This is a genomic window from Streptomyces sp. NBC_01142, assembly GCF_026341125.1.
In the GTDB taxonomy this organism is placed as follows: domain Bacteria; phylum Actinomycetota; class Actinomycetes; order Streptomycetales; family Streptomycetaceae; genus Streptomyces.
The window spans coordinates 2,940,267-2,961,770 of sequence record NZ_JAPEOR010000001.1 but is presented as its reverse complement, the minus strand read 5'-3'; the positions used below and the strand labels follow the sequence as shown (position 1 = coordinate 2,961,770).

Here is a 21,504-nt window from a genome sequence, read left to right as displayed (position 1 = left end):
GCCGTTCCGGTCCCGGAAGGCGAGTGCCATGTGGTCGGGGTGGTCTCCGAGGCGTGGTCGGGGTGGTCTCCGAGGCGGATCTGCTGCACAAGGAGGAGTTCCACGAAGACGGTCCGGGGACGACCGAGCAGATGCAGCGGCTCCGCGACACGGCGAAGGCCGGTTCGGTGAGTGCCAAGGATTTCAGGGAGTGGTCGCGCTCGGCGGCGGCCGTCCGGGACAGCGCACTCATTCCGGTGGCGGCCCGCCTCGCGCATGCGGTCGAGGGCGTGGTCGGCGTGACATGCGACGTGACCGACCGGTCCACCGGCGAGCACCGCAGCGTCGGCGTCCTCAGAGGCTGTGCATCCTGAGACCGGTCCCGGCGCTTCCTGAGGCCGGTCCCGGCGGCACACGGCCGGGGTTGGCGACTGCGTCCATCAGGCATGCGGTACCACCGCCAACGGACACAGCACATGGTGGACCACCGAGTGCGTGGTGACCCCCAGATGCCCGCCCGGTGTGGTGCGGCGGCCGATGACCATCAGGCTCGCCTTGGTGGAGGCCATCAGCAGATGGTGACCTGCCCGGCCGTGGAACAGCTGCTCCCGCACCGGGATTTCGGGGTACTTGTGGCGCCACGGGGCCAGCGTCGCGGACAGAGCGCGGGCCTTCTCCTCCGCGGGGTCGTCGGCTGATGCCGACGGCATCAGCGGCACCATCCAGGTGTGCACGACGTGGAGAGGCGCATGGCGGACGGCCGCGGCGTCGAAGGCGTACTCCAGTACCTCGTCGCACGCATGCTCCAGGTCGAGGCCGAGGACGACCGGGAGGTAAGGACTGGACGTCGAGTCCTCGTGTTCGTCCGCGGGCCGCTCCCCCGCGCGTACGAGCACGACCGGTCGTGAAGCACCGGCCGTGACCGCCAAGGCGACGGAGCCGACCATGAAGGCGGCGAAGCCGGTGTAGCCGCGCGAGCCGAGTACCAGGGTCTCGGCGGACTCCGCGGCGGCCAGCAGCGCTGGGACCGGCGGGCCCGGGACGCGGCTGGAACGGATCCTCAGCGTCGGGTGGCCGTAGGACAGCCGCAGCGCGGCGCGGTCCAGGGCCGTGCGCTCGCGCTCGGCGGGGGTGTCGAGTTCCGGGAGGCGGGTTCGCGACGCGGGTTCGTCGACGGCGTGGGCCAGGTGGAGCGGAAGGCCGCGGCTGAGGGCTTCCCGGGCCGCCCAGTCGGCGGCGTCGAGGCTCTCGCTCGATCCGTCGATGCCTGCGGTGATGTGGCGTTCCATGGTGAGTCTCCCTGTGCGGCGGAGTAACGGCGTGAGCCGGGCCGCGGCTGCGGTCAGTCGTGCGGAACGACGGCCACCGGGCAGGCCGCGTGGTGCAGCGCGGCGTGGTGGACCGGGCCGCATTGCGGGCTCGGCTCCGAGCCGTCTGCTCCTACGCACAACGGCCTGTCCACGGGGTCACCGCCTTCCGGACACCCCCCGCTCTGGAGCGTCGCTTCGGACGCTTCCACGGCAGCGGGCGGCCGGGGAGGGGCGAACCGGCCCCGGCCGGGGACATTCGGCCCATGCCGAGCCGGTCCGGATTCCGTCCGCCGCGCAGCCGCACGACGTGCTCACCGAGGCCTTCGCCATCAGGGCCGGTCGGCCCCGTCCTTGCCCTGGCGGCCCCTGGGGCGCGGGCTCGGCCCGGCGGATGCTGACAGCGTCAATGGGGGGACGAGGGAGCCGAGATGACCGCCGACGAGCCCGCCACCCGGCCGGTGCACGCACGTCGTTCGGCAACCCGCGCGCGTTCTCGCGTACGGCCCGGCGGGTGAGCCGCCGGATGCCGGTGCGCACCGTCGACGCCGGCCGCACTGAGGCAGGCGGCGTGGGACCCTCACCTCCCCAGAACTGGACCGACACGCATAACGGACCGACAAACACCAGGTCAGCGCACTCGTCCGCGCGGTTTCAACGCCACTGGCGGAAGCTCGGGGGCCGACAGCGGGCCACCGTCGTAGCCCTTCACCTCCCCGAAGCGTGAGCCGGACATCCAGTCCGTCCTCGCTGCCTCGATCTCCTCGTGGGAACGTCCGATGAAGTTCCACCACATGACGATCTCTTCCTCGAACGGCTCGCCGCCCAGGAGCATCAGACCGGCGTCGGATTCGGCGCGCAGCGGGAGTTCGGTGCGGCCGCAGCCGAGGTAGAGCATCGAGCCGGGCAGTACGGGCACGCCGTCGACATGGGCCTCGCCGGACATGGAGAGCACGGCGTACTCGAAGTCGGGGTCGACCGGCAGGCTCGTCGTGGTGCCCCCGGCGAGTGCCAGGTCGGCGCCGACGAGCGGGGAGTACGTCGTGCCGGGCGAGGCCGCGCCGTCGAGTGCGCCGAGGATGACGGTCGCCGTCAGGCCCGGCGCGGTGACGGTCGGCAGGCCGGTGTGGTGCTGGAAGTGCGGCTCGACGTTCCGCTCGGTGTTCGGGAGCGCGATCCAGAGCTGGGCCCCGTGCAGAAACCGCGCGTGCGACGTGGGGCTCTCCTCGGAGTGGCTGATCGCCCGGCCGGAGGTCATCAGACCGAGTTCGCGCGGGCGGACGGTGGCCAGGCTGCCGGTGCTGTCGCGGTGCAGTACCTCGCCCTCGTGGAGCCAGCTGACGGTCTGGAGACCCATGTGCGGGTGGGGCGGGACCTGCATGCCGGGCTCGTCGGCGATGTCGTCGGGACCGTAGTGATCGACGAAGGCCCAGGCTCCCACCATCCGGCGGCCGAGGTTGGGCAGCAGTCGGCGGACTTCGGTGGACTCGCCGAGCTGGACCCTGCGGGGGCTGAGGAGTTCGCGGACGGGCTCGGCGACAACGAAGCCACGACCGCCGCAGACGGAGAGGGCGGCCTGACGATCCAGATTGCTCATGCCGCTCAACCTATTCCTGTACGGGCATGAGCCGTCAGCCCCCACGCCGAGACATTAGTTGAATGGGCAACCATAGGTCCTGACCGGCAGGCGGCCCGACCGGCCAGGTGAACCCGGCGCCGAGAGCCTCCACGAGGGGGCTGCGCAGGGGCAGTTGCGGCAGTTGCTGAGTCCGGCCCACCTCTCACGCCTGCTCCGCAGCAGTCCGAACGCCGGGCGCAAGGGGCATGCGGCCGCGGACACGCCCACGCCCGGCGGCCGGTCCCGGCGGCCGGTCCCTGTCACCGGGAGAAGCGCGCGGGTGTCATGTGCGATGGGTGACGACGTTGACCACCCGGCCGTTGGGGTCGCGTACGAAGAACCGGCGTACGCCCCACTCCTCGTCCCGCAGCGCGTGCACGATCTCCGCGCCCCGCTCGAGCATGGCCGCGTACACCCCGTCGACGTCGTCCACCTCGATGCTCATGTCGGGCTCCACCGACGCGGTCGCGTCATGGGTGTTGAGGGTGACCTGCGCGGTGGGGTTGGACCGGGAGGCGAGCGTCATGACCCAGCCGTGGTTCATGACCTCCTCCAGCCCGATGAGTCCGTAGAAGTCCCGGCTCTCCTCCATGGCCTCGGACCGGATGTCGGGCACGACGCGACGCACGGACATCGGCAACTAGTACCACATCGCTAGATCTGTAGTACTTAGGCAGGCCCAGGCGGCTCGTCCGACACCCGGGCGAGCCGGTAGCGGACCTTCTCGTGCGACAGACCCGCCTGAGCACCGATCTGCCGCAGCCCCCAGCCCTCCGCCTTCGCCGCGGCCATCCCGCCGTCCAGCGCCGCGTCCGTCACCTCTCCCAACGCCTGCCGCAACTGGACGACCAGCCGCAACCGGATCGCGGGAGCCACCTCATCCAGACCGGCGCAGAACCGCGCCACATCCGCCTTCAGGAAACCGATCGTCGGGTCATCGCTCACCCGCACACCCTGACGGCCCGAATCACGGCCTGTCAAAACTTCTGACAGCAACACCGGTTTCCTGGTCCGTTCCTACTCGGCCCCCGTACGCCTGGACCCTCACGGCCGCCCGTCCGTCACGCGGCCAAGAGCGGGTTCCCGTGGGCCTCGACGAACACGCGGGCGGCCAGGCAGAAGGCGCGGGTCCGGCTGGTCTCGGCGGCGGCCCGCCAGATCAGGCGCCATGCGTAGGGGAGGCCGTCGCTGAGGGGGACGTAGACCACGTCGGGCCGCGCGTCGTAGCGGGCCGCGTGGGTGGGGACGGGGAAGATGCCGCGGCCCGCGCCCACCAGGGCGAACATCTCCTGGACGGTCGCGAAGTCCGTACCGCGCTCGATGGGCCGGCCGGCGGGGGTGTGGCTGGGCACGGAGAGGGCGTCGATCTCGGCGGGGATGCCGCGCGGGCGCAGCACCTTGTCGCGGGCGAGGTCCTCCAGGCAGACGGAGGCGCGGCGGGCGAAGGGGTGGCGGGCGGAGACCGCGAGGACCGGGGGCTCGCGGAAGAGCACGGGGCTCTCGACGAGGTCGGGATCGAAGCCCGGTGCGGCGATCAGCAGGACGTCGACCGTGTCGCCGTGCAGGAGTGCGGTGCCGTCGGCGTAACGGCTCTCGATGAGCTCGACCCGGCAGGCCGGGTGGGTGGCCTGGAACGCCTCGGCGACCTGCAGGACGAACTGGGCGACCGCGGTGCCGAGGAAACCGACGCGCAGCTCGCCGTCGAGTCCCGAGCCCGCGGCGACCGCCCGCGCGAAGCCTTCGAGGATCTGCTGGTGGGCGGGGCGTATGTCGTCGTCGAGGCGCTGTCCGATGGGCGTCAGGGTCACCCGGCGGCTGGTGCGGTCGAACAGCGGGGCCCCGACGGCGCGCTCCAGCTTCTTGACCGCCTTGCTGACCATGGCGACGGAGACGTGCAGCCGCTCGGCGCTGCGGCCGAAGTGCAGTTCCTCGGCGAGGGTCAGGAAGATCTCGATGTCACGCCGTTCCATGACCACCTCGTCCGTCGGGCCGGTGTCCGCGGTTCGCTGTCCGCCGGGCCCGTGTCCACCCGTCCGGCCGCCGGCTCTGTTCGTGAACCTGTAGGTCAACGATCCTTGCACGCTTGCTCGTTGTTGCCGATCCCCCGCCACCCGACGATAGGGATGTGGCCGGACGACACGGCCGCCACCACCGAGAACGCGGAGGACAACCACCATGACCCGTGATGACCTGACCCTCGTCCTGGGCGGCACCGGCAAGACCGGCAGCCGCGTCGCACGGCTGCTGACCGGACGCGATCTGCCGGTACGGATCGGCTCCCGGTCGGGCGGCGTGCCGTTCGACTGGACGGACCGGGCGACCTGGGCGCCCGCGCTGGCGGGGGTGAGCGCGGTGTACATCTCGTACTACCCGGATCTGGCCGCTCCCGGAGCGCCGGAGGAGATCGGCGCCTTCGCCGAGACGGCCGTGGCGTCGGGCGCGCGGCGCCTGGTGCTGCTCTCCGGCCGCGGCGAGCCGGAGGCGGAGGACTGCGAGAAGGCCGTGGCCGCCTCGGGGGCGGACTGGACGGTGCTGCGGGCCAGTTGGTTCGCCCAGAACTTCAGCGAGGACTACCTGCTGGAGCCCGTGCGGGCCGGTGAGGTGGCGCTGCCCGCCTTCGAGGTGGGCGAGCCCTTCGTGGACGCAGGCGACATCGCCGAGGTCGCCGCGGCCGTCCTCACCGGGCAGGGGCACACCGGCCGGACGTACGACGTCACCGGACCGCGCCTGCTCACCTTCGCCGACGCCGTCTCCGCCATCGCCGACGCGACCGGCCGGACCATCCCCTTCGTCTCCGTGCCGGCCGACGCCTACGCCGCCGCGCTGGCCGCCGAGGGTGTCCCGGACGAGGTCACCGGCCTGATCACCTACCTCTTCACCACGGTCCTCGACGGCCGGAACGCCTACCTGGGCGACGGCGTCCAGCAGGTCCTCGGCCGCCCGGCCCGGGACTTCACCGCCTACGCCCACGAGACGGCCGCCACCGGCGTCTGGACGGCCGCCGCCACCGCCCCCGGGAGCGCGGAATGAGACACCTGCAGACCGCCACGCTGCTCGCCGCCACCCTCTCCACCGGGTTGATGGCCGGCCTGTTCGCGGCCTTCGCCTACGCGGTCATGCCCGGCCTCGCCCGCTCCTCCGACCACACGCTCGTCGACGCCATGCAGGGCATCAACAAGGCCATCCTCAACCCGGTGTTCATGCTCCCCTTCATGGGCGCGATCCCGCTCGTCGGCCTCGCCGTGGTCCTGGCCTGGCGGGGCCACAGCCGCCCCGCACTGCCGTGGCTGATCGCCGCGCTGGTCCTGTACGTGGTGGCCCTCGCGGTCACCAGCGGCGTCAACGTCCCACTCAACGACCAGCTCGCCCAGGCCGGCGACCCCGACCGGATCAATGAACTAGGCGTGGTCCGGGCCCAGTTCGAGGCCAAGTGGGTCACCTGGAACGTCGTCCGCGCTCTCCTCCACACCGCGGCGTTCGCCTGCCTGACCTGGGCACTGATCGTCCACGGCACACACCAGCCGCAGGATCGCCCGGGCGGCGACGCAGTCCGCCAAGCCCCCGCGGGGACGGCATACCAGGCCGGCAGCTCACTCACCGCCCCTCCCCCGCGGGAAGCCCAGCGCCACTAGAAGACCGATGAAGATCTTGCTCTGACCGCCCGACTCACCCCGGATTGCCGGTAAATGTCAATCGCCATGAATGTGGGCAAGCCAGGCGCGACTTCAAGATCTTCAGGACACTTCTAGTCCTCGTTCGACGGCTGCTGATCACCATTGAACGGCCCGGCCGGCAGGGAGGAGTCGAGAAAGTGGAAGCCCGGCCGGGGGTGCATCAGGAAGTCGTGGTGAGAGATGTTCCACGCGTACGCCCCGGCCAGCGCGAACACCACACGGTCTCCCGCCCTCAGCCCCGCCGCCGGGACCCGGCGGGCGAGGACGTCCTTCGGTGTGCACAGCTGGCCGGTCAGGGTGACCAGGTCCTGCCTGGCCATGGACCGCGGCCAGGGGTGGGGCCAGGTGTCCACGGGGAGCAGCGCGCAGGGCTGGTCGTGGCCCTTCGTCGCGGGGGTGCGCAGGTGGTGGGTGCCACCGCGGACGACCGCGAACTCCTCGCCGTGGCTGTGCTTCACATCGAGCACCTCGGTGGCGTACCAGCCGCAGTACGCGGTCAGGGCGCGGCCCGGTTCGATACGGAGGAGCAGGTCCGGGTGGGCGGCGGTGAGGCGGGCGAGGCCCGCGCCGTAGGCCGGCCAGTCGAACCGGGCTTCCGGGTCCGTGTAGTCGACCGTCATGCCGCCGCCGACATTCACCTCGGGGAGGGAGATGCCGTGGCGGGCGGCCAGGCTCGCGGCCCAGGCCACCACGGACTCGGCGACCGCGAGCTGTTCGGGGGCCTGAAGGCCGCTGGCCAGGTGGGCGTGGATGCCGCGCAGCTCCAGTTGCGGGTGGGTGCCGTCGGTGAGGATGCGGACCGCGGTGTCCGCCTGGGACGGGTCCAGTCCGAACGGGGTCGGGCGGCCGCCCATGGACAGGGCGCTGGCCTCCAACGAACCGTCCGCCAAGGGAAGGTTGAAGCGGAGCAGGACCGCGATGTGTGCGTCGGGTGCCAGGCGGGCGGCGAGGTTCGCCAGCATATGGAGTTCGGAGACGCTCTCGACATGGAAGCGTTCCACACCCAGTTCCAGGGCCGCTGCTGTCTCGGCCGGGGTTTTGCCGGGGCCGCCGAAGGCCAGTGGACGGCCCGGCACGGCCTTGGCGACATGGGCGAGTTCGCCGCCGGACGAGACCTCGTAGCCGTCCACGTACGGGGCGAGCGTGGCGAGAATCTCCGGTTCCGGGTTGGCCTTGGCGGCGTAGTAGAGCTCGACGCGCTCGGGAAGCGCCGATCGTACGGACGCGGCGTGCGCGCGCAGTGCGCCGAGGTCGTACAGGTACGCGGGCAGATTCTCGGCGGTGAGCGACAGGGCGTGCTCGCGCACCGGCGCGGTGGGGACAGCAAGGGGGGCCGGGACGACAGGGGTGGTGGGGGCAACAGGGGTGGTGGGGGCAACAGGGTTCGTGGAGACCGTCATCGGGCGTTCCAGACGTCATCGGTGCGGATCGCTCCGGACAGCACGTCCTCGGCGAGCGGAGAGGGCACGCGGACATAGCCCGCCTCGCGGTCGGCAGTGCGCTCCCAGCGGGTCAGCAGATTGGCCTTGGCGGGCAGTGGCGCGCCTGCCAGCAGGGCGTTCAGGCGGGGCGGGCAGCCGTGCTCGTCGGCATAGTCCTGGAGTGTGCGGCGGACCTGCGACCACAGGGCGGGCTCGGTCTGCGGGTGCAGATCGGCGAGGGCGGCGAGCATTTCGGCGACATGGTTCACCAGCAGGCAGTAGACGACGCGGTCCCAGCCACGCTGTGCGTCGTACGTCATCGGGCCTGCGACCTCCTCCGGCAGCGCGGCCAGGGTGAGGGCGTGGTGCTCGGGAATCAGCTTGGTGCCTTCCAGATCGCGGAAGAGGACCTGGGCGGGCCTGCCGTCGGCGTCGACACAGACGAGGACGTTCTGCAGATGGGGTTCGAGGACCAGCCCGTGGTCGAAGTAGGCGGCCAGGACGGGCGGGATGAGCAGCGTGAGGTACGTCTGCCACCACTCCAGCGCTGTTCCCTGATCCGTATCGGCCAGCAGGCGGGAGATATGGCCGGGACCCGTGGCGTACTCGTCGGCGACGGCCGCGGCGAGGAGCGGGGTGGCGCCGGGGACGAGGTGGCCGGTGAGCCCTTCACGGACGATCACCCCGAAGCCTTCGAGGAGCGCGAGGTCGGGCCGGCCGTCCGGGCCGGGGAGTGCGAGGCTGCGGTAGGCGGGTTCGCGGAGCATGCCACTGCCCGGGAAACGGGCAGTCAGGTCGGTGAGGGCCGGACCGAGCAGACGGGTGAGGGCCACCGCACCGGCGAGCTCGTAACTGGCGTTCTTGCGCAGGCAGTTGGTGATACGGACGTTGAGGCTGAACTTCAGAAACGTGTCGCCGTCGTAGACGGTGCGTACGGACGCGGTGGCGGTGAAGCGCCTGCGGCCCAGGCCCAGGTCGAGTATGTCGCCCCGGTCGAGCGCCGACCGCAGTGCCGGGTGTTCGTGCAGCAGTCCGTACTGCCACGGGTGTGCGGGCAGCAGCCGGTAGCCGTCGGGGACCGCCCGCCGGTCCAGCGGGTCCAGTCGGTCCAGCGGGTCGGTGGCACCGGGCTCGGCGGACTCCTGCGCGATCAGGTGGTCGCGGACGGCGAGCAGGCGCAGCGGGAAGGAGGCGGCGGCTTCCGGGGCATAGGCGGACCAGGAGGCCCGATCGCCGCTGCGTGCCTTGGGGGTGGGGTGGAAGCGGTGGCCGAGCACGAGGGACTGCTCGGATGCGAGATAGGTGACGAGCCAGTCAGGGGACCCGACTCCGGCATGCGGCGCCTCAACGGCCGGACGGGGCGCGGCCAGCGCGGAGGAGACTCCCTGATGGCTCGAGACGATCTGGTCCAGGAATTCGTCGTTGCGCGACCCCGTACGGAGCGAGAGCTCTGCATGCGTGTACTCGGCGAGGCGGAGCCAGTCCAGCTCGGACCAGCCGCCGTCGGTCTGTTCGGTGACCGGGCCGGTGAAGCGGTGCGCTCCCAGGAGGGACGTACGGCGCAGGGCGACCCGGAGCAGCACCCCGCGCAGCGGCAGACGCAGCAGCAGGTGGTCGTCGATGACGGCGGTCTGGTGCTCGGGGCCCGACACCTCGCGGAGCAGACAGTTGAGGAGGGTGTGGGCCACGGCCTGGTCGGCGGTGGGCAGCCCGGTGGGAGGGGAGGACTGGGCGGACGAACGAGCAGAGGAATGGGCTGGGGACATCGCCGGTCACACTCCGCGCAACAGGTAGTTGGGACCGGTGGTGTAGTGCTTGTTGATGTCGGACGCACCCGAGCGGTCCTTGGTGAACAGGGTACCGGCGGTCACCATCGCCTTGACGGGCAGGTGCGCCGCGTCCAGGACGTGCTCGCGCAGTACGGCGCCGGGCTGTCCCGGCCGCGTCCCGAGCCGTGCCACGGCCTCTCCGAGCCGTTCGCGGACGAGTCCGAGCAGCCGGTGGAGCGGGGCGCGGCCGTGCCGGGCGAGCCCGAAGGCGTACGCTCCCGCGCACAGGTGGACGGTGATGGTGGTGAACAGATCGACGACGGGCCCGTCGCTGTCACCGAAGATCCGTACGTCGTCGAACGCCGCCGGGTCCGGCGCGTCGGCGCCGAGAGTCTCGCGCATCCGGACGGTGTTGATGCGCGGGCCGTCGTTGTCCTTGAGCAGCAGCCGGATGCGGGGGCGGCCCCCGTCCTCCTCCAGGACCAGAGAGATGTTCTGCTGGTGGGACTCCAGGGCTATCCCGTAGCCGAAGAGCATGGTCTGCCAGTCGAAGAGCAGAGTGAGAGCGGCATCGAGGAGGGCGAGCGGATCGCCGCCGTAGAAGCGGTCGGCGAGGTGGTCGATCAGCAGTCGGCCACCGGGTGCCCGGCTCAGCAGGGCCGCCATCGGTACGACGACGGCGTCGTCCAGACCGGCGGGGTTGCGGCGCACCAGTACGGCGAGGAGTTCATGGCCGGCATGGGCGAACCGCGTCTCGTCGGCGTGGAGGATGCTGTCGCGGAAGCGGTGCTCGCGGGCGATCACGGTCTGCAGCAGGCGCTGGCCGGCAGCACCGTCGACGAGCGTGCCGGGCTTGATGGTGCGCCGGTTGAGCAGGCCCAGGGTGGAGGTGGCCAGGGGCAGTTTGAGATGGATGCGGGGGTGCGCGGCGAGGGCGACGGTCCGCATCGACAGGGTCGGTACGGCCTCCAGGTACGGTCTCTCGGCCAGGACGGCCCGGCTGTCGAGTCCGGTGGCGCGCAGCGCGTCCCGCAGCGGTTCGCCCACGGTCAGTGGGTGGACGGGGAGGGCGAGGTGGCTGCCGTCGAGTTCCGGCAGTCCGAGCGCCGTCGGCGCGGGCCACGGCCAGGCCGGGTCCGCCGCAGGGTCCCCGCCCTGCGAGGTGACCTCTTCGATGGGCAGGGCGAGCCAGCGCAGAGCGAAGCGGGGATGGAACTCCGGTGCGTACGTGCGCAGTTGGTGCTTTGTGAGCCCGGAGCGGCCGCGTCCTGTCGGGTAGACGGGGTGGTCGAGGCGGGCGGCAAGGGTGTCGTGGGCCAGACCTGCGGCGAGGCCGGTCCACTGTGCGGGATCGGCGCCGTGCCGGTCGGCGAGCGCTGTGGTGACCTCGTCCTGCGTGTCGGCGTGCAGGCGCAGGGTCTCCAGCGTCTGCCGGCACTCCTCGGCGAACGCGTCGAAGCCGCGGCGGTCCACGGGGTCGGCGAGGGCGCCGAGCACAGTCAGAATGCCGTCGGCGGTGGTCAGCTCCGTCCCGTCGGACTCCCGTCTCAGCAGGGGCAGCCGGGCGGATCTCTCGCACTGGAATCCGTCCTCGTGGACCGGCAGCAGCAGCGCGTCCCCGTCATCGGTTGCCAGGCGCAGCCAGGCTCCGTCCGGCCGCTCGAGGACGGTGCCGCGGGTGCGCAGGCCCACGACGTCCTCGCGCAGCAGCGCGCCGAGCACGCGCTGCAGCAGCTCCGCCTCGGCCGCGGAGGCCTCCGTCGCCTTCGTCCCCGTCACCGCCCCCGCCTTCGTCACCGCCCCCGCCCGCGTTTCCTTCCCCGCCTCCGGCCGCTTCTCCGTCACGGCGTGATCTCCCAGCGCTGCGCGGCGAGGAAGTCGGCCACGACCCGGTCCACGGATTCCTTGTCGGCACCGATGGCCCGGACAACGCCCAGAAAGTCGCGGTTGGTGCGGTAGAGCTCGTGCCGCTCGCCGATCCCGCGCAGCGGACGGTATGTCAGCTTCACGTCACCGAACGCCAGATCGGCTGCGGCGGGTGCGGCCCGCAACGTTCCGGCGCGCTCCGCACACGGATAGTCCAGCCGGGCCACGCCGTCGGTCCGTATCCCCAAATCCGCAGGCAGCGGCTCACCCAGGTGCGTACGGAGGATGTGCTCGAAGAGCGGAACGTCCAGCAACTGGGCGAGGAGCAGGTCGCACTGGTCGCCGATGGCACGGTAGTTGACCTCGATGAGGCGTGCGCGTCCTTCGTGCACCACAAACTCGGTGTGGCAGGCGCCGAAGCCGACTCCGAGCGCGTCCAGCTGGGCGAGGACCTGCGCCACCACCGGCTCGGGGTGGACCGGGACGTAGGACAGCCGCTCCTCGATGAAGTACGGCGGTGGGGACAGCTCGGTATGGAATCCGCCCAGCACATGGCGGATGCGGCCGTCTCCGAGCGTCTCCAGGGTGTACAGCTCGCCGGCCAGATACTCCTCGACGACCAGTGCGGCCCGCGGCCGGCGCGCCTGGATCTCCTTGCAGCGCAGCACCAGGTCTCCGGGCGTTTGTGCCAGTACCACGTCCTCGCTGGCCACGCCCTCGCGCGGCTTGACCACACAGGGGTACGGCACGTCGAGGCCGAGTGCTCCGGCCGGGTCCTGTCCGGCGGCGAGCTCCGCCGCCCGGACGGTGTCGGCGCCGGTGGCGGAGAGGTGGCGGCGCATCTCCGCCTTGTCCTTGGTACGCAGCGTGGCCTGCCAGTTCTTGGCGGGGAGGCCGAAGTAACCTGCGGCCAGGGCCGCCTGGGTCTGCAGGTGGTCGCTGTTGGTGAAAACCGCGTCCGCAGTGCGGTGCGTCGCTATGCGGGTGATGACCGCACGGAAGTCGTGTACGTCGCACTCCAGGAGCTCGATGTCCGGGTGGACGGCACGGTGCGCCTCGGGCCGGTCGGTGAGCACGGTCACGTCGAGGCCGAGCCGGTGGGCGGCGGGGAGGAATCCCTCGGTGACCGAGTCGGTCGGGTTGAGGGCGAGCAGGTACAGCTGCATGAAGGGATCACTTCCGCGCGCAAGGTCGGGTGGGACAGGTTCCCGGCGCGGCGCACGGCGCCGACGCGCCTGCACCGGCGGGGATGAGCGGCATCCGCCGGGCGGGCAGGCCGCCCGGGAGAGCGACCCCTCTGTTCTGGATCACGAACGGAGAGCCTAGGTTAGGCATACCTAAGTCTGTCAATTCGCCGCGGGGCGGGCCCGGTTCGCCATCGAGATCCTCAGTGTGGTTAAGGTGAGCCTTGCCTTATCTCCTCCCTCGTATTCGCTTTGGTGTTGAGGAGTACCCGTGACCCTGGCCCCGGGGTTTGCACTGGCCGCACCCGTCGTGAGCTGCTCCGCCCTGCTCACCTCGACCTACCGACGACTCGCCGTACTCTGCCAGTCGTTGCAGGTGGACATCGCGGAACCCGGCTCACCGGCCGCCCAGGGCTGGGCCGACGGCGCCGAACTGGCGGGCCGTCCGGAACTCCTCGACGCGTTCCTCGACGCCGAGGCGCGGCGCATCCACAACCGTCACGCACACACCGCCCGGCGCGATGTCGTCGCCTCCCGCGCGCTGCACGACTACCTCTGGTCCGTCAGCCTGCTGATGAGCGGCCCCTGGTACCTGGAACGGCGCGTGCCGAGGATCCGCCCGTACGACGTCCGGATCAGCCTGACCACGGGGGCCTACGGAATCGTCCCGGGCGGCTTCGCGTGCCTCCCCGACGATCCGGCGGCCGAGCTGCCCGGCGCCCGCGTGGTGGCGCACGAGGAAGCGCTGCGGGACGAGCTGCGGGCGGCTGTCGCCGACCACGTACGCCCCCTGCTGGCCGCAATCGGCCCGCAACTGCGGCGGGGGCCACGGGCGTTGTGGGGCATGGTCGGCGACGACCTGGTGTCAGGTATCTGGTACCTCGGACGCATGCTCGGGCAGGAGGAGCAAGCGGTGCGGGCGGCCGGAGAGTTGCTTCCGGGGCCCGTCCCACCGTTCCCCGGCGGTGCCGACTTCCGCCGGCTGACGGGCCGCGAAGGACAGTCGTACACCACCCGCACGCGTCTCGGCTGCTGCCTCTACTACACGATCCGCCCCGCCGAGGCCTGCGGCACCTGCCCCCGGACCTGCGACACGGAGCGGGTGCGCCGCCTCGAGGGCGACGCGCCCGCTTAGCTCGCGAAGGCCGGCACGTCCGCCCCGAAGTCCACTTGCCCGGCCCGAGCGCCGAATCCCTGCCGACCCGGCCCCGGACGACCACCAGACCGCAAGAACCGGACATGCGTACCCCTCGGTCGGAGCGCATGTCTCGGACGAAGGCCGCTTCCGCGTACGCCGGCTACCGAACCGAGCGATCACGCTCGACGCACCAGCGGCATCGGACGTTTAAGACCGAGATAAGCGGATGATCTCGTTCTGCCTCACGACATCCCTCGCGTTCATATGATCAACGCCAGCCTCCAAGGGGGGAGGCTTTGCGTGATCAAGGAGGGGAACATGACCAGGGTTTCCAGACGTGCTCTGCTGGGTTACTCGGGCACCGCCGCAGCCGGTGCGGTCCTCGCGTCCAGCGGTTCCGCGCAGGCAGCCGGAGTCGAGACCACCGGGGCTTCAAAGGCGTCAGCCGTCGAGTTCGGTCCCGGGACCCAGTTCGAGGGGTCCACCAGCATCGGCGACATCGATGCGTACATGGAAGTGAAGTTCAGCGTCCGGGTCGAGAACGCGCCGCCGAAGAACAACATCACCGCGCTGGAGATCGCGAACGCTCTGAACGAGGTCGCCGCTTCCCGTGGATGGCCTCCCATCCAGTTCAACGGAACCATCAGCGCCCCGCTGAACTGATCCCGGCATCACACACGCAAGCGCCCTCAGCCCACGTGAATCGGGCTGGGGGCGCTCGGCGATGCCGCGGACCTCTCGGCGGGCGGCAGCGGTCAACTGCTACAGGCCGAGCCGGCCAAGGCGCGCGGGGTCGGCGAGCAGGTTGATCTCGACGACCTTCCCGTCCCTGACGGTGAAGTCCATGACGGAGTACGCCTGTCCATGGGGGACAGTGACGATTCCCCAGGCTCCATTGATGAGTGCCGGCCGGGCGTACTGGGCGAAACGCTGGAAGGTGAGCGCCTGTTGGGCCACGGCCAGCGAGCCACGGATCAGCCGGGAGACACCGGCCGGTCCGGCGCCGGTGTCGGCGCGCAGGAGGACATCGGGATCGAGGACCGCGACGAGCGCCTCGAAGTCGCCGCCGCGCGCCGCGGCGAGGAAGGCGTCGACGACCTCGCGCTGGCGGGTGCGGTCCGCCTCCGGGGCCGGGGCGGCTCCCTGGACACGGCGGCGTGCGCGGCTGGCGAGCTGCCGGGTCGCGGCCGGGGTGCGCTCCACGATGAGGGCGATGTCGTCGAAGGGCACGGCGAACATGTCGTGCAGGACGAACGCGAGCCGCTCGGCCGGCGGCAGCGCCTCCAGGACCACGAGCAGGGCGAGACCTACGGAGTCGGACTGCAGGGCTTCGTGCTCGGGGTCGCCCCCGGCCGCGGGGCTGACGATCGGATCGGGCACGTAGGTGTCCAGCGCTTCCTCACGCCGTGACGTGCGCGAGCGCAGCATGTCCAGGCAGACCCGGCCGACGACGGTGGTCAGCCACCCGCTCAGGTTCCGGACCTCGCTGACGTCGGTGCGGTGAAGCCGGAACCAGGCTTCCTGCACGGCGTCCTCCGCCTCGCTGAGCGAGCCGAGCATCCGGTAGGCCACCGACCGCAGATGGCCTCTGTCGGCCTCGAACCGCTCCGCCAGAAATTCCTCTTCGTTCACCGGTCACATTCTCCCGTCGCGTTCCGTCAGTGCAGTGACGAACAAGATCCCGACGATAGGACCCGCCGAACGAGCCGGTGGTTGTTCCGCCTCCGGGCCCGGCGGAAACCCAACGAGAACTGTCATGACCGCACGTATGGGCAACCCCGCACTGGTCGTTCCCAATGCCATCAAGCCCCTGCTCGCGCTCGGCCGGGCGGCCGCCGCCACCGGCATCCCCTCCGCCACCCTCGAGCTGGTCAACCTGCGCGCCAGCCAGATCAACGGCTGCAGCGTGTGCCTGCACATGCACGCCCGCGACCTGCGCAAGGCCGGCGAATCGGACGAGCGCATCGACACCGTCGCCGGCTGGCGCGACGCGCCGTACTTCACCGACGCCGAGCGCGCCGCACTCGCCCTCGCCGAGGCCGTCACCCGCACCGCCGACCAGTCCGACCCGGTCCCGGACGCGGTCTACGACGAGGCCGCCAAGCACTACAACGAGGAGCAGCTCGCGTCCCTGATCCTCGCCATCGCCACGGTGAATGTCTGGAACCGCCTGAACCTGGCCACCCGCCAGGTCGCGGGCACGGACTGGAGCTGACCGCCACCGGCCGGGCCGGCGCGGCCACCGCTACCCCACGAGGTGACAGCGCCGACCCGCGTTCCCCAGGCGACCGGTCCTTCGTCACACCACACTTGTCGTCCAGCGGCAGCAGCACCGTGGCCGCCGTCCGGTCGGCGGCGGAGCGATTGACCGGCAGAGCGGGACCCCGGTGGACCGTTACGGCAGCCGTCTGCACCCGCCGTATCCGCATCCGCTCGACGGCGACGCTCGACGGCAGTGGCGCGACGGCAGTGACTCAACCGCGGTACGTCTCCAGCAGGCGCAGCCACACCTCACTGATCGTCGGAAACGCGGGAACCGCATGCCACAGCCGGTCGATCGGCACCTCTCCCGCGACCGCCACCGTGGCCGAGTGCAGCAGTTCACCGACACCCGGCCCCACGAAGGTGACGCCGAGCAGGATCTCGCGGTCCAGGTCGACGATCATCCGGGCGTGGCCGCGGTAGCCGTCCGCGTACAGAGCCGCCCCCGCGACGGAGGCCAGGTCGTAGTCGACGGCGCGCACCCGGTGGCCGGCCTCCTCGGCCTGGACGAGGGAGAGTCCGACGGCCGCGGCCTCGGGGTCGGTGAAGACGACCTGCGGGACCGCCGCATGGTCGGCGGTCGCGGCGTGGGCGCCCCAGCGGTCGCTCTCCAGCAGGGGGACCCGCTGGGCCCTGGCCGCGATGGCGGCTCCCGCGATACGGGCCTGGTACTTGCCCTGGTGGGTGAGGAGCGCCCGGCGGTTCACGTCGCCGACCGCGTACAGCCAGTCGCTGCCCTTGACCCGGCAGCTGTCGTCGACGGGCAGCCAGGAGCCCGGTTCCTGGCCCACCGACTCCAGGCCGAGATCGTCGGTACGCGGGGCGCGGCCGGTCGCGAAGAGAACCTCGTCGGCCTCGATCCGCTCGCCGCCGTCCAGCACCAGCGTGACGGGGCCGGTGCCGCCGGAGCGCTCGACCGAGGCGACAGCGGTGTGCGTGCGGACCTGGGCGCCTGCCTCGGTCAGGGCATCGGCGACATGCTCACCGACGAAGGGCTCCATCCGGGGCAGCAGCCCTGCGCCGCGTACGAGCAGGGTGATCTGCGCGCCGAGCGCCTGCCAGGCGGTGGCCATCTCCACCCCGACCACTCCCCCGCCGACGACCGCGAGCCGGCCGGGCACACTGCGGGCGCTGGTGGCCTCGCGGCTCGTCCACGCTTTGGCGCCGGCCAGGCCGGGAACGCCTGGCAGGACGGCACGGCTGCCGGTGCACACGGCGACGGCATGTCGCGCGGTCAGGACATGGCGCTCGCCCTCGGGACCCTCGACGACGACCTTCTTGGGGCCGTGCAGCCTGCCGTGTCCGCGGTAGAGGCGGCTGCCGATCGAGTCCAGCCAGCCGACCTGGCCGTCGTCCTTCCAGTGGGAGACGTACTCGTCACGGTGGGCCAGGACGGCCTCGGGGTCGAGCGGCTTCTGTACCGACTCACGCAGGCCCGGGACGCGGCGGGCATCCGCCCGCGCGATCGCCGGGCGCAGCAGGGCCTTGCTGGGCGTGCACGCCCAGTACGAACACTCGCCACCGACCAGTTCGCTCTCCACGACCGCCGTGCTCAGGCCCGCCGCCCTTGTCCGATCCGCAAGGTTCTCCCCGACCGGGCCCGCACCCAGCACGACGACGTCGTACTCCACAGCATCCGTCATAGAGCCAGTCTGGTCCCGGGTGTGCGTCCTGGCCACATGGGCAGGGGGAGGAATAGCAAGGCCCCGGGCACCGTTGTCGGGGGCGAGTCCGCCGGACATCAGGAAGAGGTAGCACGTCATGAGCACTGTTGAGCTCACCAAGGAAAACTTCGATCAGGTCGTGACCGACAACGACTTCATTTTGATCGACTTCTGGGCTTCCTGGTGCGGTCCTTGCCGACAGTTCGCCCCGGTGTACGAGGGCGCCGCCGAGCGTCACCCGGACCTGGTCTTCGCGAAGGTCGACACCGAAGCTCAGCAGGAGCTCGCAGCCGCCTTCGAGATCCGCTCGATCCCCACGCTGATGATCGTCCGCGACAATGTCGCGGTCTTCGCCCAGCCCGGCGCGCTGCCGGAGGCCGCCCTGGAGGATGTGATCGGTCAGGCGCGCGGGCTGGACATGGACCAGGTCCGCAAGTCGATCGAGGACGCCAAGGACGGTGCTGCGGCGCCGGAGGCCTCGACCGAGTCCTAGTACTGCAACGGTCTTTGCTCTGATGGTTTGTTGGCTTCTGGTGGTGTGTGGCCGCGTCGTTTGTAGTGGCTGATGCGGGCTTGGTGTTGTCGTCTGCGGCGCCAGTGTGACCAGTGCAGGACGTGGTCGGTGCTTGGGCGGGGTCGAGTGAGGCGGGTGATCAGGCGTCTGAGTTCGGGGAGGGTCAGGGGTATGAGCTGGGAGGATCCGTTTCTGCTTTCCCGGTGTCGAGTTCACGGGCCCGCAGGACGGTGAGGCAGGCGTGTGCGGCCATGGCCAGGGTGATGTGGCGGTGCCAGCCGTCGTAGCGGCGGACCTGGTAGTCGTCCAGGCCGCACTCCTGCTTCGCGGTCTGGAAGCACTCCTCGACCGCCCACCGGCTGCCCGCGATGCGGATCAGCTCGTCGAGTGTGGTGTCGGCCGGGCAGTAGGCGATGTAGTAGGAGATCTCCTCGGGCCGGCGGACACTTCGGCGGGCGATCACCCAGTGACGACGGTCCTCGCGGTGCCAGGGACGGACCTCGACCCTCGCCCAGTCGTAGACCCTCGGGCCGTGGGCGCCGTTGCCGCAGGAACGGCGCTTCCACTTCTGCCGGGACAGCCCGGGAAACAGATCGTGAACGGGGTGGTCCATGGCCCAGCGGGTGACGACGGTGTCATGCCGGGTGGTGGCCATCACGTGGAAGACATCCGCCCGCTCCAGCTCAGAACGCCAGCCCTTGGAGAAGCCGTAGGCGGCGTCGGCGGTCACCCACCGGAACGGGATCCGGTCCGTGATCGCCCGGCGGACCATGGCCTTGGCCATCACCACTTTCGTCTCGAAGGCGACCGTGTCGTCGATGCCCGCGGCCCGGCACCGGTCGCGGTCATCGGTCCATGAGGTGGGCAGATAGAGGCGGCGGTCGATCAATGTGCGGCCGCGTCCGCCGGCATAGGCGAGGAAGACCCCGATCTGGGAGTTCTCCGTCCGGCCGGCGGTTCCGGAGTATTGGCGCTGGACCCCGGCCGAGCGGATGCCCTTCTTCAGGAACCCGGTGTCGTCCACGATCAGCACCGCATCCGGATCGCCGAGGTGCTCGACGACGTAGTCCCGCACGTCGTCCAGGACTTCGTCCGCGCTCCAGTCGATCCGGTTCAGCAGCCGGTGGATCCGGTCCGGGCCGCCATGCCCGGCCTCCTCGGCAAGCGTCCAGCCGTTCTTCCGCTCCAGCGGAGCTATCAGCCCCCGCATATAGGCGAGAGCCGACTCCCGCGGCTCCGACCTGGAGAAACGGTGCACGAACCGCTCGTGCAAGGCCTTCAGTTCACCGGCCCACGACCGGGCATCAGCAAGTTCCCCACCCATGACCTGATAAACGACCGACCTGCCCAACCGTCACGGCAAGCACCGTTGCAGTACTAGGACGTGCTTTAAGAAGCCAGTACTCGCCTTCGCCCTGCCCTCGCCCCCCGTCCCGGGAGGCGGGGCCCGGGCCCGCGCGGGTGGTCAGTTGTCCGGCACCTCGACCACCCGCGCCGACATCCCGTAGTCCAGCTCCGACCCGTCGACCAGCAGGGCCTCGACCGTGCGGGTCGCCGGGTCGATGTCGGCCTCCATGCCCTCGCCCACATAGCGCGGGTAGCCGGAGGACCCGCGCTGCCCCGTGGCCTGCACCACGGCCGAGCGGAGGGCGCTCTGGGCCAGGGAAGCGGCATCGCTGCCCTCAACGTGCTCGGGGACCACCAGGATCTCGAAGCGCTGCGGATGAGTGCTCATGCAACGACGCTAGACACGCGCCGTCGGGCGCGCATGTCGTCACCGGGAGGCACCGGGGGTACGGGTGCGGGGGTCAGCTGGACTCGCGGTGGAGCGGCCGCGCCCCCATCAGATCGTGCCGCTCGGGCTCGTCGCCGGGGTCGCGCACGACGCGGTCGACGAGTTCGGCAAGTCGCTGACCGGCGACCAGGTCGATCTGCACCGTGCTCAGCCGGGGCCGCAGCAGTCTGCCGAGGAGCAGATCGTCGGCCCCCATCACCGCCACCTCGTGCGGGATGTCGATGCCCTCGTCCTGGAGGGCACGCATCAGGAGCATGGCGTACTCGTCGTTGTAGGCGTAGACGGCATCGAGATCGAGCCCCCGCCAGCGGGCGGCAAGTACGGCGGCCGACTCCTCGCCGTACGCCATGGTCAGCGGCTCGATCCGGGCACCGGTGCCCGCCGCTGCCGTCCGCGCCCCTTCGAGCCGCGGCTCGGAGAAGAGCTCGAGCCCCGGCTCCTGCGGCATGACGACGCCGATGCCGCGCCGGCCGCGCTCCAGCAGGTGCGCCACAGCACAGCCGCCGATCTCGCGCTGGTCCATGACGAGGGAGTGGGCGCCTTCGACCTGCTGCGGGCCGAGCGTGATGACGGCTTTGGCCCCGGAGCGCTTGAGAACGGCGACGCCCTGCCGGGTGAGCGCGACCTCCCCGAGGGAGACGACCGCGACGGGGCGCAGTTCCGCCCAGGCGCGGGCGGCCTCGTCGCCGTCGAGGCCCAGGCTGCCGTACTGCACGACGGTGTAGTCGAGGCGGCGCAGCGCCCACTGGAGTTCGTTGAAGAAGCGGCTGTACAGCGGTCCGACGGGGACGTGCGCCGTGGGGAGCAGGACCATCCGGGTGTGTCCGGCGCGCAGGCTGCGGGCCGCGGCGTGGGGTACATAACCCAGTTCTTCGGCGGCCTCCCGGACACGGCAGCGGGTGGGCTCACTGATCCGTACGGCTGCGGTGTTGTTGAGGACGTACGAGACGGTGGCCCGCGAGACTCCGGCCAGCCGGGCGACATCTGCACTGGTCGGAACGGGGCGTTCTGCGGACTGCTCGGGTGTCTGGCTCATCGCCCTCGGCATCCTTCCAGACCTGTCGTGCACGAGGTCTGACGGATGGCCGGAAACGAGTGCCACACAGGGTTTACACGAGTCATTGACACGTGCAACACGCCGGAGTCTCCTTCCTGGTCCCCGCATGTGATCACCTATCGGGAAGGGCACAGCGGCCGCTTCTTGCCCCGGCCGGCCACACAGCCCCAAGGGCCGGAACGTGACCGGCTTCGGCCTGGTATCCGGTCTCTCCGCGATCTCCGCCGGGGCCTTCGAACCGGCGGCAGGAGCTCTC

At 71.0% G+C, this 21,504-nt stretch carries 21 protein-coding genes; 7 read left to right on the top strand and 14 right to left on the bottom strand.

The window, feature by feature from the left end; genetic code table 11:
• Positions 1-53 precede the first annotated feature (53 nt).
• Positions 54-353: a hypothetical protein gene (locus tag OG883_RS13480; RefSeq protein ID WP_266539635.1), complete on the top strand. Its 300-nt coding sequence runs from the start codon at positions 54-56 to the stop codon at positions 351-353.
• A gap of 66 nt (positions 354-419) precedes the next feature.
• Here OG883_RS13480 and OG883_RS13475 read toward each other — a convergent pair whose 3' ends face one another.
• The 5 genes from OG883_RS13475 to OG883_RS13455 all read right to left on the bottom strand — a co-directional run bounded on the left by OG883_RS13475 (position 420) and on the right by OG883_RS13455 (position 4,874).
• Positions 420-1,268, bottom strand: coding sequence for a universal stress protein (locus tag OG883_RS13475; protein ID WP_266539634.1), 849 nt, complete (start codon positions 1,266-1,268; stop codon positions 420-422).
• A gap of 649 nt (positions 1,269-1,917) precedes the next feature.
• Positions 1,918-2,883 carry a pirin family protein gene (locus tag OG883_RS13470; RefSeq protein ID WP_266539633.1) on the bottom strand — a complete coding sequence of 322 codons (966 nt, stop codon included), beginning with the start codon at positions 2,881-2,883 and terminating at the stop codon, positions 1,918-1,920.
• A gap of 304 nt (positions 2,884-3,187) precedes the next feature.
• Complete coding sequence (locus OG883_RS13465; RefSeq protein WP_266539632.1) at positions 3,188-3,538, bottom strand: VOC family protein; 351 nt, start codon at positions 3,536-3,538, stop codon at positions 3,188-3,190.
• A gap of 35 nt (positions 3,539-3,573) precedes the next feature.
• Complete coding sequence (locus tag OG883_RS13460; protein ID WP_266539629.1) at positions 3,574-3,849, bottom strand: hypothetical protein; 276 nt, start codon at positions 3,847-3,849, stop codon at positions 3,574-3,576.
• 116 nt (positions 3,850-3,965) lie between these two features.
• Positions 3,966-4,874, bottom strand: a complete 909-nt coding sequence (locus tag OG883_RS13455; protein WP_266539626.1) for a LysR family transcriptional regulator — start codon at positions 4,872-4,874, stop codon at positions 3,966-3,968.
• 205 nt (positions 4,875-5,079) lie between these two features.
• Between OG883_RS13455 and OG883_RS13450 the strand changes: the two genes are divergently transcribed.
• Together OG883_RS13450 and OG883_RS13445 are read left to right on the top strand one after the other, a co-directional pair.
• On the top strand, positions 5,080-5,934 hold the full coding sequence (locus OG883_RS13450) for an NAD(P)H-binding protein (protein WP_266539623.1): 855 nt from the start codon (positions 5,080-5,082) through the stop codon (positions 5,932-5,934).
• Positions 5,931-6,536, top strand: a complete 606-nt coding sequence (locus OG883_RS13445) for a DUF1772 domain-containing protein (RefSeq protein WP_266539620.1) — start codon at positions 5,931-5,933, stop codon at positions 6,534-6,536. Before OG883_RS13450 ends, OG883_RS13445 begins: the two co-directional genes overlap by 4 nt.
• Before the next feature lie 113 nt (positions 6,537-6,649).
• Here the strand turns inward: OG883_RS13445 and OG883_RS13440 are convergent, their stop codons facing one another.
• The 4 genes from OG883_RS13440 to OG883_RS13425 all read right to left on the bottom strand — a co-directional run bounded on the left by OG883_RS13440 (position 6,650) and on the right by OG883_RS13425 (position 12,800).
• Positions 6,650-7,978, bottom strand: coding sequence for a type III PLP-dependent enzyme (locus OG883_RS13440; RefSeq protein ID WP_266539617.1), 1,329 nt, complete (start codon positions 7,976-7,978; stop codon positions 6,650-6,652).
• Positions 7,975-9,765 (bottom strand): IucA/IucC family siderophore biosynthesis protein, encoded by a 1,791-nt coding sequence (locus OG883_RS13435; RefSeq protein ID WP_266539614.1) that lies wholly within the window; start codon positions 9,763-9,765, stop codon positions 7,975-7,977. Before OG883_RS13435 ends, OG883_RS13440 begins: the two co-directional genes overlap by 4 nt.
• Before the next feature lie 6 nt (positions 9,766-9,771).
• Positions 9,772-11,547: an IucA/IucC family protein gene (locus tag OG883_RS13430; protein WP_266541506.1), complete on the bottom strand. Its 1,776-nt coding sequence runs from the start codon at positions 11,545-11,547 to the stop codon at positions 9,772-9,774.
• Positions 11,548-11,609: 62 nt separating this feature from the next.
• Positions 11,610-12,800, bottom strand: a complete 1,191-nt coding sequence (locus tag OG883_RS13425; RefSeq protein ID WP_266539611.1) for an acetyl-CoA carboxylase biotin carboxylase subunit family protein — start codon at positions 12,798-12,800, stop codon at positions 11,610-11,612.
• Positions 12,801-13,089: 289 nt separating this feature from the next.
• Between OG883_RS13425 and OG883_RS13420 the strand changes: the two genes are divergently transcribed.
• Entirely contained in the window at positions 13,090-13,953 is an 864-nt protein-coding gene (locus OG883_RS13420) for a (2Fe-2S)-binding protein (RefSeq protein WP_266539608.1), read from the top strand.
• Between the two features lie 321 nt (positions 13,954-14,274).
• Positions 14,275-14,619 (top strand): hypothetical protein, encoded by a 345-nt coding sequence (locus OG883_RS13415; protein WP_266539605.1) that lies wholly within the window; start codon positions 14,275-14,277, stop codon positions 14,617-14,619.
• A 99-nt stretch (positions 14,620-14,718) separates the two neighbouring features.
• Here the strand turns inward: OG883_RS13415 and sigJ are convergent, their stop codons facing one another.
• The gene (gene sigJ / locus OG883_RS13410) at positions 14,719-15,588 is read right to left on the bottom strand and encodes an RNA polymerase sigma factor SigJ (RefSeq protein ID WP_266539602.1); all 870 of its coding nucleotides are present in this window, start codon (positions 15,586-15,588) and stop codon (positions 14,719-14,721) included.
• A gap of 124 nt (positions 15,589-15,712) precedes the next feature.
• On the opposite strand from sigJ, the gene OG883_RS13405 reads away from it, so the two are divergent.
• Positions 15,713-16,171, top strand: a complete 459-nt coding sequence (locus OG883_RS13405) for a carboxymuconolactone decarboxylase family protein (RefSeq protein WP_266539599.1) — start codon at positions 15,713-15,715, stop codon at positions 16,169-16,171.
• A 259-nt stretch (positions 16,172-16,430) separates the two neighbouring features.
• Here the strand turns inward: OG883_RS13405 and OG883_RS13400 are convergent, their stop codons facing one another.
• Complete coding sequence (locus OG883_RS13400) at positions 16,431-17,861, bottom strand: NAD(P)/FAD-dependent oxidoreductase (protein ID WP_266539596.1); 1,431 nt, start codon at positions 17,859-17,861, stop codon at positions 16,431-16,433.
• 118 nt (positions 17,862-17,979) lie between these two features.
• Here OG883_RS13400 and trxA point away from each other — a divergent pair, with 118 nt between their 5' ends.
• Positions 17,980-18,375, top strand: a complete 396-nt coding sequence (gene trxA / locus OG883_RS13395) for a thioredoxin (RefSeq protein ID WP_266539593.1) — start codon at positions 17,980-17,982, stop codon at positions 18,373-18,375.
• Positions 18,376-18,559: 184 nt separating this feature from the next.
• On the opposite strand, the gene OG883_RS13390 is transcribed toward trxA, so the two are convergent.
• The 3 genes from OG883_RS13390 to OG883_RS13380 form a co-directional block, all read right to left on the bottom strand.
• On the bottom strand, positions 18,560-19,720 hold the full coding sequence (locus tag OG883_RS13390; RefSeq protein WP_266533120.1) for an IS701 family transposase: 1,161 nt from the start codon (positions 19,718-19,720) through the stop codon (positions 18,560-18,562).
• A gap of 141 nt (positions 19,721-19,861) precedes the next feature.
• Positions 19,862-20,131 carry a hypothetical protein gene (locus OG883_RS13385; protein WP_266539590.1) on the bottom strand — a complete coding sequence of 90 codons (270 nt, stop codon included), beginning with the start codon at positions 20,129-20,131 and terminating at the stop codon, positions 19,862-19,864.
• Positions 20,132-20,204: 73 nt separating this feature from the next.
• Positions 20,205-21,227: a LacI family DNA-binding transcriptional regulator gene (locus tag OG883_RS13380; protein WP_266539587.1), complete on the bottom strand. Its 1,023-nt coding sequence runs from the start codon at positions 21,225-21,227 to the stop codon at positions 20,205-20,207.
• Positions 21,228-21,504 lie beyond the last annotated feature (277 nt).